The 14,164-nt window shown below is 71.2% G+C and carries 17 protein-coding genes and 1 tRNA gene; 10 read left to right on the forward strand and 8 right to left on the reverse strand.

What is annotated here, in order from left to right; genetic code table 11:
• Positions 1-87 precede the first annotated feature (87 nt).
• Genes ACQE3L_RS05195 through ACQE3L_RS05205 form a run of 3 tightly spaced genes read left to right on the forward strand, consistent with a single transcriptional unit; the run spans position 88 to position 2,563 of the window.
• A complete protein-coding gene (locus ACQE3L_RS05195) occupies positions 88-498 on the forward strand; it encodes an SHOCT domain-containing protein (protein ID WP_426962714.1) in 411 nt (136 codons plus the stop codon).
• A complete protein-coding gene (locus ACQE3L_RS05200) occupies positions 495-1,247 on the forward strand; it encodes a DUF4013 domain-containing protein (RefSeq protein ID WP_426962715.1) in 753 nt (250 codons plus the stop codon). The genes ACQE3L_RS05195 and ACQE3L_RS05200 overlap by 4 nt, the downstream gene beginning before the upstream one ends.
• 38 nt (positions 1,248-1,285) lie before the next feature.
• Positions 1,286-2,563 carry an AGE family epimerase/isomerase gene (locus ACQE3L_RS05205; protein WP_426962716.1) on the forward strand — a complete coding sequence of 426 codons (1,278 nt, stop codon included), beginning with the start codon at positions 1,286-1,288 and terminating at the stop codon, positions 2,561-2,563.
• A 512-nt stretch (positions 2,564-3,075) separates the two neighbouring features.
• On the opposite strand, the gene ACQE3L_RS05210 is transcribed toward ACQE3L_RS05205, so the two are convergent.
• A complete protein-coding gene (locus ACQE3L_RS05210; RefSeq protein ID WP_058367386.1) occupies positions 3,076-3,255 on the reverse strand; it encodes a DUF7470 family protein in 180 nt (59 codons plus the stop codon).
• 171 nt (positions 3,256-3,426) lie between these two features.
• Here ACQE3L_RS05210 and eif1A point away from each other — a divergent pair, with 171 nt between their 5' ends.
• Positions 3,427-3,717, forward strand: coding sequence for a translation initiation factor eIF-1A (eif1A, locus tag ACQE3L_RS05215; protein ID WP_058367387.1), 291 nt, complete (start codon positions 3,427-3,429; stop codon positions 3,715-3,717).
• A 15-nt stretch (positions 3,718-3,732) separates the two neighbouring features.
• On the opposite strand, the gene ACQE3L_RS05220 is transcribed toward eif1A, so the two are convergent.
• Positions 3,733-4,053, reverse strand: a complete 321-nt coding sequence (locus ACQE3L_RS05220; RefSeq protein WP_426962717.1) for a hypothetical protein — start codon at positions 4,051-4,053, stop codon at positions 3,733-3,735.
• A gap of 159 nt (positions 4,054-4,212) precedes the next feature.
• Here ACQE3L_RS05220 and rio1 point away from each other — a divergent pair, with 159 nt between their 5' ends.
• A complete protein-coding gene (rio1, locus tag ACQE3L_RS05225; RefSeq protein WP_426962718.1) occupies positions 4,213-5,178 on the forward strand; it encodes a serine/threonine-protein kinase Rio1 in 966 nt (321 codons plus the stop codon).
• A 54-nt stretch (positions 5,179-5,232) separates the two neighbouring features.
• Here rio1 and ACQE3L_RS05230 read toward each other — a convergent pair whose 3' ends face one another.
• Positions 5,233-5,712: an RNA-binding protein gene (locus ACQE3L_RS05230; RefSeq protein WP_426962719.1), complete on the reverse strand. Its 480-nt coding sequence runs from the start codon at positions 5,710-5,712 to the stop codon at positions 5,233-5,235.
• 177 nt (positions 5,713-5,889) lie between these two features.
• Between ACQE3L_RS05230 and ACQE3L_RS05235 the strand changes: the two genes are divergently transcribed.
• From ACQE3L_RS05235 to ACQE3L_RS05255, 5 genes are all read left to right on the forward strand, one after another.
• The gene (locus ACQE3L_RS05235) at positions 5,890-6,195 is read left to right on the forward strand and encodes a DUF7562 family protein (RefSeq protein WP_426962720.1); all 306 of its coding nucleotides are present in this window, start codon (positions 5,890-5,892) and stop codon (positions 6,193-6,195) included.
• A gap of 97 nt (positions 6,196-6,292) precedes the next feature.
• Positions 6,293-7,597, forward strand: a complete 1,305-nt coding sequence (locus tag ACQE3L_RS05240; protein ID WP_426962721.1) for a ribonuclease catalytic domain-containing protein — start codon at positions 6,293-6,295, stop codon at positions 7,595-7,597.
• An 89-nt stretch (positions 7,598-7,686) separates the two neighbouring features.
• A complete protein-coding gene (locus ACQE3L_RS05245) occupies positions 7,687-9,237 on the forward strand; it encodes a sensor histidine kinase (protein WP_426962722.1) in 1,551 nt (516 codons plus the stop codon).
• Between the two features lie 85 nt (positions 9,238-9,322).
• Complete coding sequence (locus ACQE3L_RS05250; protein ID WP_426962723.1) at positions 9,323-9,709, forward strand: DUF7522 family protein; 387 nt, start codon at positions 9,323-9,325, stop codon at positions 9,707-9,709.
• Positions 9,710-9,715: 6 nt separating this feature from the next.
• Positions 9,716-10,261 (forward strand): hypothetical protein, encoded by a 546-nt coding sequence (locus ACQE3L_RS05255; RefSeq protein ID WP_426962724.1) that lies wholly within the window; start codon positions 9,716-9,718, stop codon positions 10,259-10,261.
• A 49-nt stretch (positions 10,262-10,310) separates the two neighbouring features.
• Here ACQE3L_RS05255 and ACQE3L_RS05260 read toward each other — a convergent pair.
• The 5 genes from ACQE3L_RS05260 to ACQE3L_RS05280 all read right to left on the reverse strand — a co-directional run bounded on the left by ACQE3L_RS05260 (position 10,311) and on the right by ACQE3L_RS05280 (position 14,003).
• Positions 10,311-10,382, reverse strand: a tRNA-Ala gene (locus tag ACQE3L_RS05260).
• A gap of 241 nt (positions 10,383-10,623) precedes the next feature.
• A complete protein-coding gene (gene rpsJ, locus ACQE3L_RS05265; RefSeq protein WP_058367404.1) occupies positions 10,624-10,932 on the reverse strand; it encodes a 30S ribosomal protein S10 in 309 nt (102 codons plus the stop codon).
• Between the two features lie 3 nt (positions 10,933-10,935).
• Positions 10,936-12,201, reverse strand: coding sequence for a translation elongation factor EF-1 subunit alpha (tuf, locus tag ACQE3L_RS05270; RefSeq protein WP_426962725.1), 1,266 nt, complete (start codon positions 12,199-12,201; stop codon positions 10,936-10,938).
• A gap of 258 nt (positions 12,202-12,459) precedes the next feature.
• Entirely contained in the window at positions 12,460-13,428 is a 969-nt protein-coding gene (locus ACQE3L_RS05275) for a homoserine dehydrogenase (RefSeq protein WP_426962726.1), read from the reverse strand.
• On the reverse strand, positions 13,425-14,003 hold the full coding sequence (locus ACQE3L_RS05280; RefSeq protein WP_426962727.1) for an amino acid-binding protein: 579 nt from the start codon (positions 14,001-14,003) through the stop codon (positions 13,425-13,427). Before ACQE3L_RS05280 ends, ACQE3L_RS05275 begins: the two co-directional genes overlap by 4 nt.
• Positions 14,004-14,164 lie beyond the last annotated feature (161 nt).

Consider the following 14,164-nt stretch of genomic DNA (forward strand, 5'->3'; position numbering starts at 1 on the left):
CGCCGTCCGACGCGACGGCGGCGTCGGGGCGGCGCGCCCTCGAACGGCGACGAAACGCTTTCGGGAGTCGCCGGCGTCCGCACGAGCATGACCGGTCCCCTCCGCCGCGCCGCCGGTAACCTCCGTCGCCGCTGGCGGCGGATCCTCGCGCTGTTGGTCGTCGGAGCGGGCGTCGTCGCCCCCATCGTCACGGGCCTCTGGTGGTCGCTACCGCTGGTCTGGTTCCTCGGCATCGTCGTCGTGCTCCCCGTCCTCCACACGCTCGCGAAGCCCCTCCCCGACGCCGACGGCGGGAGCGCGGGCTCCGACGACGAGGCCGACCCCGCACTCGACGCGCTCCGCGAGCGGTACGCCCGCGGGGAGATCGACGAGGAGGAGTTCGAACGCCGGCTGGACCGGCTCCTCGCGACCGAGGACGCGGAGACGCGCGACCGCGAGGGCGTGGCGGCCCGAGTCCGGGAGAACGCGCGACGCGAGGTCGAGCGGCTCCGACGATGAGCCTCCGCACCCTGCTCGCGTTCCCCGTTCGTGGCTCCCCTCGCCTCGACGCGCTGCTCGTCGGGAGCGGCCTGCACCTGCTTGCAGTGTGGGTCCCCCTGGTTCCGTTCGTCGCCGTGGCCGGCTACCTCGCTCGCATGCTCGCGGTCGCCAGCGACGGCGACCGGGTGGCGGAGGCGGAGCGACCCGGGTGGCGACCGCTCGGCCCCCTGCTGGCCGACGGCGTCCGGCTGACGGCGACCGCGGTGGCCTATCTCGCGGTGCCGACCGTCCTCGCGGTGGTCACCCTCGGCGGCCCACTCGGACGGCTCGACCCCTCGGGAACCGGCGAGGGCGGACTCCTGCTGGTCGGCTCGACGGTGACGCTGTTCACCGCCCTCGCGCTGGCGTACCCGCTCCCGGCCGCGCTGGTCGCGGTGGCCCGAACGCGACGGCTCCGGGCCGCGCTCGACCGGCGCCTGCTCGGGGTCGCCACCCGGGACGGCGGCTACCTGTTCGCGGTGCTGGTCGGCGGGGCGGGCCTCGGGCTCGCGGCCGCGGCCTACGACGCGCTGAACGCCGTCGCCGCCGGCTTCGTCGTCGCGTTCTACGTCGAGGTCGTCGCCGCGGCCGGGGTCGGTGCCGCCGCCGGCGCGGCGTGGCGTCGGGCCGGCGTCTCGCCGGCGCGGGCCGACGGAGCCGCCGGGACGCGCGCGGTCGACGCCGCCGACGCGGGCGCCTCGGCCGACCCGGACGGCACGGACGGCTGACCGCCGCGCTTTAGCCGCGCTCCGTCGAACGCCGACGCATGACACACGACGACCCGGCGGCGCTGCGCGCACGAGCGCTCGCGACGCTCCGGATCCAGTACCCGGACACGCTCGCCGTGAGCGGGATGGCGTCCGCCGGCTACCGACTCCTCCACCCGGTCTCCGGCGAACCGTACGAGTCCGACCGGCACCTCGTCGCCACCTGCCGAGGGATCGCGAACTTCGCGACGGGCGCGCTGCTGGACGGACCGGCGTGGTGCGGCGACGCCGCCGCGCACGGCGTGCGGTTTCTGCGGGAGGGGCATCGCGCGGATCCGGGCGACCTCGACGCGGGATACCGCCTGATCGTCTCCCCAGACGGCGAACCGGTCGACCGCACGCGCTCGGCGTACGCGCACGCGTTCGTCCTCCTCGCGCTCTCCCGGGCGGCCGACGCCGAAGTGGAGGGTCCCGACGGCGAGCCGGTCGCAGCCGAGGACGTGGCCGCGGCGGCCGACCTGCTCGCGGACCGGTTCGCCGAACCGAACGGCCTGCTCGCGAGCGACCGCGACGCGGAGTGGGGAGAGGTCGAGCCCTACCGGGGACAGAACGCCAACATGCACGCCTGCGAGGCGTACCTCGCGGCCCACCGCGCGACCGGCGACGCGCGGTACCTGAACCGGGCGCGGACGGTCGCCGCGCGCCTGACGGTGGAGCTGGCGGCCGAGACGGACGGGCTGCTGTGGGAGCACTACGACGCCGACTGGACGCACGCGTTCGGCTACAACGCGGACGCGCCGCGACACCAGTTCCGGCCGCCGGGGTATCAGCCCGGTCACCACGCCGAGTGGGCGAAGCTGCTCGCGCTGCTCGACCGCCGCGGCGCCGCCGTTCCGGACTTCGACGACGCGGTTCGGGGGGCCACGACCGCCACGGACTGGTTCGAGCGCGCGGCGGAGCTGTTCGACGCCGCGGTCGACCTCGGCTGGACGGGGGACGGCTTCGCGTACACGGTCGGTCGGGACGGCGAGGTGCTGGTCCCGGACCGCTACGGCTGGGCGGTCGCGGAGGCGCTCGGCGCCGCGGCGGCGCTCGCGGAACGCGCCCGGAGCCGCGGTCGCGACGCCGAGGCCGACCGGTTCCGTGACTGGCACCGCCGGCTGCTCTCGACCGCGGACCGCTTCCGCGGCCCCGCCGGGCTCTGGTACGAGAAGCGCGTTCCGGCCGAGTCGGCGGAGCGCGACGACGAGCCGGTCCCGCCCGAGCCGCCGGGGGTCGAGCCGGACTACCACCCGGTCGGCGCGTACGCGGAGAGCTATCGATCCTTCCGGGGGTGACACTGCGACTGCGGGGTAGTCGTGGAGGCCGTTGCGGTGCTGATACGGTGCGGTACTGATACGGTCGGCGCGCGCGAGCAACGCGCGCGAGGGAGGTCGCGGGCCGGCCGCCTGCTGTGCGGTTCGCGGCCGGCCCGCGGCCGAGGCTGGGGAGGCGTGAGGCTGCGGTACGGTCGCGGTGCGGTCGCGGTGCGGGGTGGGACTGAAAGGGGCAGCCGGCTCGATCCGGCCCCGGCGCCGTAAGCACCGCAGCGAGCTGTGCGGGGAGCGAGGAGCGCAGCGCGTGTCGCGGCCGGTCGAGCCGGCTGGGGCTTTCTGGGTGGTTCCGTCCCGATCAGCAGGGTCTGTAGCAGTCCCAAAAACCACGTAGAGAGAGCCGGCTGGGGCTTTCTGGACGATACCGTCCCGATCAGCCGGGTCGGCGACCGAGACAAAAATCCCCCCGGACCACCGGAACCGTCGTCAGGTTCCCGTTCGTCCGTCGATCCTCGATGCGTCCGGCCGCGCGTAGATCAGGCCATGCCGAACGCGCGCATCGCGGAGCCGACGAGCCCCTTCGCGACGAGCGCCACGCCCGCGAGCAGGATCATCAGGCCGGCGCCGATGACGGGGTCGCGCCACGTGACCAGCGCGATCGCGAACAGGACGAGCAGGAGGCCGGCGATGCCCTCGAGACCGAGCTTGTTTCGCATGGGCGGATGTGGCCGGGCCGGGCGGTAAAAGGTGGACGCTTCCGACCGCGGGACACGCGCCGGGGCGGAGACGCGGTCCGGTGACCCTCCACGGTCGGGCCGCCGTCCGCAGTCCGGCGGCCGTCCGCGGTCGGCGCTTTTAACGTATAGGACGTGTAACCGCCCCTGCGTATGAGCGACGACGACGGCAAGCGCGGGCCCGACCTCCGGATGCCCGACGACGACGAGGTGTTCGCCGAGGTCACCGAGATGCTGGGGGCCAACCGCGTGCAGGTCCGGTGTGCGGACGGCACCGAGCGCACCGCGCGCATCCCCGGCCGCATGCAGAAGCGCGTCTGGATCCGCGAGGGCGACGTGGTCCTCGTCGAGCCGTGGGACTGGCAGGACGAGAAGGCGGACGTGGCCTACCGCTACGAGGAGAGCGCGGCCGACCAGCTCCGCGAGGAAGGCCACATCAGGTAGCGCGGTCGCGTCGGCTCACTCCTCGCGTTCGTCCGCCTCTCCGTCCGCCTGCTGGCTCGGCAGCCGGGTCGGATCCGCGGGCTCCGCGCCGTGTCTGGCGTCGTCGCGCTCGAGCGCGTACAGCACCGGCCCGAGCGACGCCAGCACCAGCACGCCGGGCAGCGGCACGCTCGGAACGAACAGGAACAGCGCCAGCGCGCCGGCGTTCGAGGCGAGAACGAAGCCGCCCCACAGCCGGGGGCGTGCGACGCCCGCGCTCGTGGCGTCCCGATACACGAGGGCGGTCAGCGCGGCGACGGCGAGCGCACCGACGACGGCGGGGACGGTCGCGACCATGCCCGAGGTTGCGCCGAGGCGGCGAAAAGGGTTCCGCGACGGGCCGAGGGCGCAAGCCGCGGCGGCGCGGCCGCCGGCCCGGTCCAGTCCGGTCCGGAGACGGCACCGCCGGTCCCGTGACCTCCGGGCTTATACGTCCCCGTCGCCAACGTCTCACGAATGAGTGGCGAGTTCGGCCTGCTCGACCCCGCGGACGACCCCGCAGAGGAGTGGGAGCGGATCGACGTCTCCGACACCGAGGCGGACCGCATCGCCCGCGAGCGCGACCGCGAGTTCGAGCAGTTCCGCGACCGGATCACCGACGCCGACCAGTTCAAGGTCGAGGGCGCGGTGTTCGACGACGCGACGCTGGCGGCGCTGTACAAGCTCGTACAGGACGGGTACATCGCCGCCTTCGGCGGCCCCGTCTCCACGGGCAAGGAGGCGCACGTCTTCGAGGCGCTGGGCGGCCGACGCGCGGACCCCGACACCGCCGACGACGCCGCCGCGACCGACGACCGCGGCGAGGGACGGGGCGGCGACCGCGAAGTGGCGGTGAAGATCTACCGGATCAACGCCTCCGACTTCCGGCAGATGCGCGAGTACCTGGAGGGCGACCCTCGCTTCGAGGGGATCGGCTCCGACAAGAAGGCGACCGTCCTCGCGTGGACGCGCAAGGAGTTCGCCAACCTCGAACGCGCCCGGAAGGCGGGCGTCCGCGTCCCCGAACCGCTGGCCGTCCAGCGGAACGTCCTCGTGATGGAGCTCGTGGGTCACGCGGACGACCGCGCACGGCGGCTCTCCGAGGTGAGCGTCGAGAACCCCGAGACCGCTTACGAGGTCGTCCGCGAGTACATGCAGCGGCTCTACCGCGCGGGCCTGATCCACGGCGACCTCTCCGAGTACAACATGATCATCCACGACGGCGAACTGGTGATCATCGACCTCGGGCAGGCGGCGACGGTTCATCACCCGAACGCCGGCGAGTACCTCGACCGCGACTGCGAGAACGTGGCCGCCTTCTTCCGCCGACAGGGGCTGGACGTGACGGCCGCCGACCTCCGGGAGTACGTCACCGCGGTCGAGCCGGCGCCGGCGGCCGACGCGGCGGACCTCCCGGGCGACGTGAACGGCGGAGACGAGTAGCGGTCGGCGGCCGCCGCCTCGCGTCGAGCGGCGCCCCTCGAAGCATCGATCCCGCTACACCGAGAACTCGAAGAGGTCGTCGCCGACGTGGTGGATCGACTCGACCACCTTCCCGCTGTCGCCGGCCATCTCGTCGCCGTCGACGAGCGCGCGGCCGATCGCCAGCACCTTGCCGTGCGTCTCCTCCGCGACGGCGACGAGGTCGCCCGCCTCGATCCCCTCGTCGGCGGTCGTGATTCCCGGCCGCATCACGTCGGCGCCGTCGGAGACGAACGAGATCGCGCCCGCGTCGACCGTGACGACGCCGGACTCGAGCTCGTGCTCGTTGGCGCCGCGGACGGTGAGGAACGGCTCGTCGTCGACGTAGAAGACCAGCGGCTCGCCGTCGACCAACACGAGGTCGAACGCGGAGTCGGCAAGCTCCACGAGTTCGAAGGAGTCACCCGAGAGCTCGACGCCGAGCCCGTCGCGGAGCGCCGCGGCGATCTCGTCGATCTCGTCGCTTCGGAGGTGGTGGCGGGACTTCACCTGCATACCTCCTCTCTCGGCCGGCCGGCGGATAAATCGCCTCATTCGGGGGACGGGGGAACCGGGTCGGACGGGGTGCAGCGAGGAACGCGCGAGGCCGGGCGGAGCCGACGCACGACCTGCGTCGGACGTGCGTCAGCCGCCGCACCAAACGCTAAGTGCCGGGCTCCCCTGCTCCCGTCTATGTGGCGCTCCGGGCGGTCCCGGGACCGGACGACGGTGGTGTGTATCGCCTGTGGAACGGTCGTGCTCCGCGAGGAAGCCCGCGAGTACGATAAGGAGGGCGACCGCTGGGACCGAACGGACAAACAGTTCGAGCATCTCTGTACGGACTGTCACGACGAGTTGTGCCTCCAACCGCGGGACGGGCTGGAGTCGCTGCTCGTCGCCGTCGAGGCGGACGGTCTCTCCCGGGCGGAGTTCTGTCGGCGGTACGCGGAGGCGGTGCGCGACCGCGCCGACGCCGCGGAGTCGGAGTCCGACCGGTAGACCGAACGCGATCGGCCGCTCCCCCGCGTCGTCCCGGGAGCCTGGGCCAGAACCTGCCCCCCGACACGCCTTTCTACCCGACGCGCCTTGACCCGGTATGAGCGACGACGAGGAGCCGAAACAGGGCTCCGCGGAGGACCAGGGTCCGGTGACCGTGACGCCGGAGCTGGCCGAGCAGCTGGCGGAGAAGCGCGAGGAACTGTTCGAGGAGTTCGGGATCCGGGACGAGTTCCCGGCCGAAGTGCTTCGCGAGGCCGAAACGCGCACCGAGGGCGTCCAACAGGAGATCCAAGACGAGGTCGACGAGCGGCGCGACCTCCGCGATCTGACCACGTGGACGACCGACCCGGTCGACGCACAGGACTTCGACGACGCCATCTCCATCGAGCGCGAGGAGGACGCCTACCGGCTGTGGGTCCACATCGCGGACGTGACCCACTACGTCAACCCGGACACGTCGATGTGGGAGGAGGCGGTCCAGCGCGCCAACACCGTCTACCTGCCGGCCTACACCATCCACATGCTCCCGCCGGTGCTCGCGGAGACGGTCTGCTCGCTGGTCCCCAACGAGGACCGGCTCGCACACACCGTGGAGATGGAGATCGACGACGAGACGCTCTCGTTCGAGAACATCGAGATCTACAAGTCCGTCATCAACTCCGACGAGCGGCTCACCTACACCGAGTGTGAAAACCGGCTCGAAGACCCCTCGCTCCCGCTCGGCGAGGAGAACCAACTGGCCTTCGAGCTCGCCGACCGCATGCACGAGCAGCGCAAGGCGGACGGCTCGCTCGTCCTCAACCCGCGCCGCGACCGCGCCCACACCATCATCGAGGAGTCGATGCTGAAGGCGAACAAGGCGGTGACGCACACCCTGATGTGGGACCGCGGCGTCGAGGCGATGTACCGCGTTCACCCCCAGCCCACGCCCGACCAGTGGAACGACGCGCTCAAGGAGATACAGGAGCTGAACGGCGTCTCCATCCCCGGCGAGGCGTGGGGCGACGACCCCCGCAAGGCGGTCAACGCCGCCTTGGAGGAGTCCCCCGAGCGCCAGCTCAACAAGATCCAGCGCGCCGTGCTCAAGGTGATGCCGCGAGCGAAGTACATGAACGACCCCTTCGGCGGCCACCACGCGCTCAACTTCGACATCTACGGTCACTTCACCTCGCCCATCCGCCGGCTCTCGGACCTGATCAACCACTGGATCGTCCACGAGAACGACGTGCCCGAGAACCTCGTGGAGCTGTGCGACCGCGCCTCGGACAAGCAGAAGGACGGCGAGACGGCCGAACGGCTCTACAAGCAGTTCATGGAGGAGCTCGGCGTCGACGCCTACGCGGTCAACAACCGCGGCCTCGAAATCGTCGAGGACCCGGAGGACGCGGATTACGCGGTCTGACGGGGCCACTCGTCGACCGAGCCAGCTGTCGCCCCGCGAAGCGCCGCGAAGGGCAAATCTATGGTGATCGCGACAAAGGTATTTACTGAATGAAACGACTCCAGGAACGCCGGTCACGCGCCAGTAGCGGACCGGCGGCCGGAGTCGGACTCGTCGGCGTCGCGTTCCTGCTCGTCCACGGCTATCACGTCCTGATCCACGGGGGCGCGCTGCTCCCGACGCTCACGGCGGCCCTGTTTCCGGTCACCGTCTCGGTCGCCATCGTCGGCGGCGCGGTCTGGTTCGGCCGGCAGGGGTACGCCCGCCCGTACGGGCGGCGCGTGCTCGGCTGGACGGTCGTGGGGAGCGTCGCGACGGCGGTGTTGACCGCGTTCGTGTTCCTGCACCAACTCCGGGAAGGGGAGGTGCTCGACGAGGCGTTCTTTCTGACGGTCGACCTGGCCACGCTGGGCGCGGCCGCCGGGCTGGTGGTCGGCGTCCACGACGTCCGCGGGCGGCGGCGCGCGGACCTGATCGCCGCGCTCCAGCGCGCGACGGACGAACTGCTCAAGGGGGGAACCCACGAGGAGGTGTGCGATCGCGCCGTCGACATCGCCGCGGACGTGCTCGGCCTGTTCATCACGGGGATCTGGCTCGTCGACGAGCGCGGCGAGCGGCTGGAGCCGGTCGCCGTGACCGCGATCGGCGGCGAGCTGCTGGGCGACCCCCCGACCTACACCCACGGGAACAGCCTCTCGTGGGAGGTCTACGAGAGCGGGACTGACCGCTGGTACGACGACCTCCGAGAGGTTCCCGACCGTCACAACGAGACCACCCAGATCCGCAGCGAGCTGATCCTCCCGATCGGCGACCACGGCGTGATGAACGTCGGGAGCCCGTCCACGAACGCGTTCGACGAGCTCGACCTCACGGTCGCGCGGCTGCTCGCGCAGACCACGGCGGTGGCGCTCGACCGCACCGACAGGGAGGAGCGGCTCCAGCGCCGAACCGACGAGCTGGAGCGGCAAAACGACCGCCTCGAACGCTTCGCCTCCGTGGTCTCGCACGACCTCAGAAATCCCCTTTCGGTGGCGAGCGGGAACGTCGAGCTCGCGGGCGCGGCGCTAGAGGAGGGCGACCCGGCGGCCGCCAGCGAGCGGCTCGACGCCGTCGCCTCCGCCCACAACCGCATGGACCGGCTGATCGCGGACCTCCTCGAGCTCTCCAGACAGGGCGAGACGGTCGGATCGCCCGAGACGGTCGCCGTCGAGGCGGTCGCGAAACGCGCGTGGGAACACGTCGACGTGGGCGACGCCAGCCTCCGGGTCGCGGCGGCGCCGACGGTCAGGGCGGACCCCGACCGGCTCCAGCAACTGTTCGAGAACCTCTTCCGGAACAGCATCGATCACGCCGGCCGCGACGTCACGGTCACCGTCGACGCGCTCCCGGACGGCTTTGCCGTCGCCGACGACGGCCCGGGGATCGCCATCGAGGACCGCGAGTCGGTCTTCGAGTTCGGCCACACCACCGACGCGGAGGGGACCGGGCTCGGGCTCGCCATCGTGCGCGAGATCGCCCACGCTCACGGCTGGGAGGTCGCGCTGACCGCGGCCGAGGACGGCGGCGCACGCTTCGAGTTCCGCGGCGTCGAGCACGCCTGAGGGGCGCCCCCGGCGACACCCCCCAGAACCCGAGGCCGACCGCACGGGACCGGGATATATACGCGTCCGCCCCCATCCGAGGTGCGTGAAACGAGACGCCGCACGCACGCTCACCCGGTACTGCCGCGAGCGCCTGGACCGGCAGCTCCGGGCGGTGTTCGTCTACGAACGCGACGACCACGAGGTGGTGCACATGCGCGAGGACCTGCGCGGCGAGTACGAGACGGGGGACTTCGACCGGTTCGCGACCGCCGCGTGGGACATCCACGAGAGCCTGCACACGAGCGGGATGAACCAGTCGACCCTCGGCCGCCAGCTCTCGACCGTGCAGGTGTTCGAGAACGCCTACGCCTTCCAGTTCCCCGGCTGGGAGGGCGGCGGCGTCGTCGCCACCTTCGACCGCACCGTCGGCACGCAGCTCCACTCCTTCATCGAGGACTGCTGGAAGGAGATCGTCGGCGAGCGGCAGTAACGCGCGATGACCACGGTCCAGACGCTCGCGAACTTCCTCGAGGCGATCCGCCTCGAGGAGCCGGACGCGGTGCTCGTCGACGACGCCGTCGAGCACGTCCTGCGACTCCGCGACGCGGCGGACGGCGACGCCGGGATCCCGACGACGCCGGACGGCCGAACGCGACCGCGACTGCCGGACCTCGTTCGTCGCGGCGTCTGCACGTACACGCCCGCAACGGGCGCGCTACACCGGTTCGCCGGCTTCGACTGCGACCGGCTGGAGGGAGGAGACGCCGACGCGCTGGCCGCGACACTCGCGGACTGGGTGGATCCGGCTGCGGTGAGGGAGGTGTCCGTCGCCGTCGACCGCTACAACGGGTTCTCCGTCCGGATCCCGCAGCGAGGCTACTGCGCGGAGGCGGACTTCGAAGCCTTCCGCCGCCGAGTCGACTACGACACGACCGCCGGGGTCGTCGGCCCCACCGACTCGACGTACAGGCGACTCGACGGTGAGGAACTCGACGAGGAGAGCGCCGATACGAGACCAGCCGAATTGCGGGACGATAAGTAGCGATCGCCGGACGGGCGTCTAGTTCCTTCGAAGCCACCGAAAACGTTAGTGGACTCGCGGGGATTTGAACCCCGGGCCTCTTCCTTGCGAAGGAAGCGATCTGCCACTGATCTACGAGCCCGCGCTGCGTTTACAGCAAATCGACCGCCGTACTTGTACCTTACCTTTCGCCACGCCGTGTGCGACTCGGCACCGCACGGCGGTCGGGGGCGGGGACGCGACGCGGCCGCCATCGTATCTCGCGACCGCGGACGGGACGACGTGCGGGCGGGGAGACTTGCAGGTGAGGCGACCGCCGGCAGCGCAACCGCTGGCGAGTGCGAAAACAAAGAGGAAACGAGACGCGAGCTGCGCCCTAGCGCTTAGTCTTCGAGAACGATCTCGATGCTGACGTCGTTCGGAACCTGGATGCGCATGAGCTGGCGAAGCGCCCGCTCGTCCGCGTCGATGTCGATCAGACGCTTGTGGACGCGCATCTCCCAGTGCTCCCACGTTGCCGTCCCCTCACCGTCGGGGGACTTGCGGGACGGGATCTCCAGCGTCTTCGTCGGCAGCGGGATCGGGCCCGACAGGGAGACCCCCGTCGAGTCCGCGATCTCGCGGACGTCGTCGCAGATGTCGTCGAGGTCCTCGGGGCTCGTGCCGGCGAGGCGGACGCGTGCCTGCTGCATCGATTATCGCTCGTTGACGCTGAGCACCTTGCCGGCCGCGATGGTCTGACCCATGTCGCGGATGGCGAAGCTGCCGAGCTCCGGAATGTCGCCAGACGGCTCGATGCTGAGGGGCTTCTGCGGGCGGACGGTGACGACCGCGGCGTCGCCGGACTTGATGAAGTCCGGGTTCTCCTCGGCGACCTCACCCGAGGACGGGTCGATCTTCTGGTCGATCGACTCGATGGTACACGCGACCTGCGCCGTGTGCGCGTGGAAGACCGGCGTGTAGCCGGCCGTGATGACGCTCGGGTGCTGCATGACGACGACCTGCGCCTGGAAGGTCTCGGCGACCGTCGGCGGGTCGTCGGCCGGACCACAGACGTCGCCGCGACGGATGTCGTCCTTGCCGATGCCGCGGACGTTGAACCCGACGTTGTCACCGGGCTCGGCCTTGGGCACTTCCTCGTGGTGCATCTCGACCGTCTTCACCTCGCCGCCGACGTCCGACGGCTGGAAGGAGACGTTGTCGCCGGTCGCGAGAACGCCGGTCTCGATACGGCCGACCGGGACGGTCCCGATGCCGGAGATGGTGTAGACGTCCTGGATGGGGAGCCGCAGCGGCGCGTCCGTCGGCGGCTCGGACTCCGGAAGGTTGTTGAGCGCTTCCAGGAGGATCTCGCCGTCGTACCAGTCCGTGTTCTCGGACTCCTCCGCGATGTTGTCGCCCTCGAACGCGGAGATGGGGATGTACTTGGCGTCGTCCGCGTTGAAGCGGACCTGCTTGAGGAGGTCCTGCACCTCGGACTTGACCTCCTTGTACTTGTCCTCATCGTAGTCGACGATGTCCATCTTGTTGACGCCGATGATGAGCTCGTTGATACCGAGGGTACGAGCCAGGAAGACGTGCTCCCGGGTCTGGGGCGCGACGCCGTCGTCGGCCGCGACGACGAGCACCGCGTTGTCGGCCTGCGAGGCGCCCGTGATCATGTTCTTCACGAAGTCACGGTGGCCCGGACAGTCGACGATGGTGAAGTAGTACTTGTCGGTGTCGAACTCCTGGTGGGCGATGTCGATGGTGACACCACGCTCGCGCTCCTCGGCGAGGTTGTCCATCACGTAGGCGAACTCGAAGCCGCCCTTGCCCTTCTCTTCGGCTTCTTCGCGGTGCTGCTCGATGACGTGCTCGGGGACGCTCCCCGTCTCGTAGAGGAGTCGGCCCACGAGCGTACTCTTGCCGTGGTCGACGTGGCCGATGATGGCCAGATTCTGGTGCGGTTTGTCACTCATGGGTAATCACGCGCTAAGGCGCTCTGTGAGGATGTTTTCGGTTGATTCCACTAAAACGGTTTCGATACGCACCACAGCCCATCCCGACCACGTCTGGCGGTTTATGCCAACACGACACACGATGCCGGCAAACACGTCCCCGTCGAGGCGGCAGAATGCGGCGACGACGGCCGCGAGACGGGGGGTCGCGGGGCGCGCGCGTGCCGTGACCCGTACCGCTCCGCCTACTGCAGCCGGCCCACGTCCGTACCGCTCCGCCTACTGCAGCCGGCCCACGTCCGCCAGCACCGCGCTCGCGGTCTCGGGTCCGCCCGCGCCGCGACCGGAGACGTTCAGCCGGCCGGCGTGGCTCGTCTCGATCTGGACGATGTTCTGGGTCCCCGTCACTGCGAGCGTTCCGTTCTCGGGAACGAGTCGCGGCCCGACGCGGACGCCCTCGCGGGTCGCCTCGCCCACCAGCCGGACGGTGCGGCCGTCCTCGGCCGCGAGCTCCAGCGCGCTCCCGGGGACGTTCCGGATCCCCTCAACCTCCGCGTCCGCGAGCGCGAAGTCGTCGGCGTCGGCCGGGTCGTCGACCGCACCGAACGAGAGCACGTTCGCGAGGATGACGCACTTCAGCGCCGCGTCCGTGCCGTCCACGTCGAAGGTTGGGTCCGCCTCCGCGACGCCCAGATCCTGCGCCTCGGCGAGGACGTGCTCGTAGTCGAGCCCCTCCGCCGCCATCCGGCTGAGGATGAAGTTCGCGGTGCCGTTGAGCACGCCGCGCGCGGCGGTGACGTGTGCGGGGCCGCAGTCCTCGACCGTGGAGACGATGGGGATGGCGCCGCCGACCGTCGCCTCGAACCGCACCGATCCGCCGGAGTCGGCCTCGAGCGCCGCCAGTTCGCGGAACCGCTCGGCGACCGGCCCCTTGTTCGCGAGGACGGCGTGCCGGTCGCGCTCCAGCGCCGTGCGGACGTGCGAGAAGCCCGGCTCCGCGTCGCCGAGCGTCGTCGGCGTCGCCTCCACGAGCGCGTCGTAGTCGGCCGCGAGCGCGTCCGCCGGGTCCGCCCCGCCGACGACGCCGGTCTCGTCCTTCTCGGCGAGGGCGTCCGCCACGGCGAGGCCGTCCTCGTCGACCGCGGCGCCCCGCGAGTCGGCGACGGCGACGACCTCGTGCCCGTAATCGCCCGCGAGTTCGGCGACCGAGCGCCCCACGGCGCCGCAGCCGACGACGGCGAGTCTCACGCCTCACCTCCCGCGAGCGGCTCCACGACGTGTAAGCCCTTCTCGTCGGCGACCGACCGGACCGCGTCCAGCGCCGCGGTCGTCTCTCCGGCCCGGGTCTGGAGCCGGAGGCGCGCGCTGGACGCCTCTTCGGTCCCCTTCGGCGCCGCGAGCGACACGTCCGCGACCGACGCGGACGCACACTCCTCGATGCGCTTGAGCGTGTCCGAGAGGTCGGTATCGATGATGTGGCCGACCAGGAGCAGGACGAGCTCCTCGGCGTACCGCTCCGTGCCGGCCTGCATCACGTTGATCCCCTCGGCGCGCAGCGCGTCGACGATGCCCTCGAAGCGCTCCTCGGTCGCCTCGAAGTCCACTTCGACGGGGATGTGCCCGCGCGGGGTCTTGTTGCCCCGCTCGTGGTAGATGGACAGCAGGTTCCCGCCGTTGTCGGCGATCGGGTGGAGCGCGGCCAGCAGCTGTCCGGGCTCGTCGACGAGCTCCAGTCGGACGGTGTGGGTCGAGACGGCCGCCCGCCCGCCGTCCGTTTCGGCGTCGGGGCCGCGCTCGACGGCGTCGGACCCGTCGGCGCTCACGCCGCCACCTCCGGGGGGAGCGTCGCTCGAAGCGGTCCGCGCCGTCCGTGCCGGGCGGGCCGGCGGGCACGCGTTCCTGTTGTTGTCGGCGCGGAGCGGTCGCTCGTTGGCTCCGTGCCGACGCACCGAACGGGAGTCGTGCCCGTGTGCATACTCGAACC

The organism is Haloparvum alkalitolerans (genome assembly GCF_050122995.1).
Taxonomy (GTDB): Archaea; Halobacteriota; Halobacteria; order Halobacteriales; family Haloferacaceae; genus Haloparvum; species Haloparvum alkalitolerans.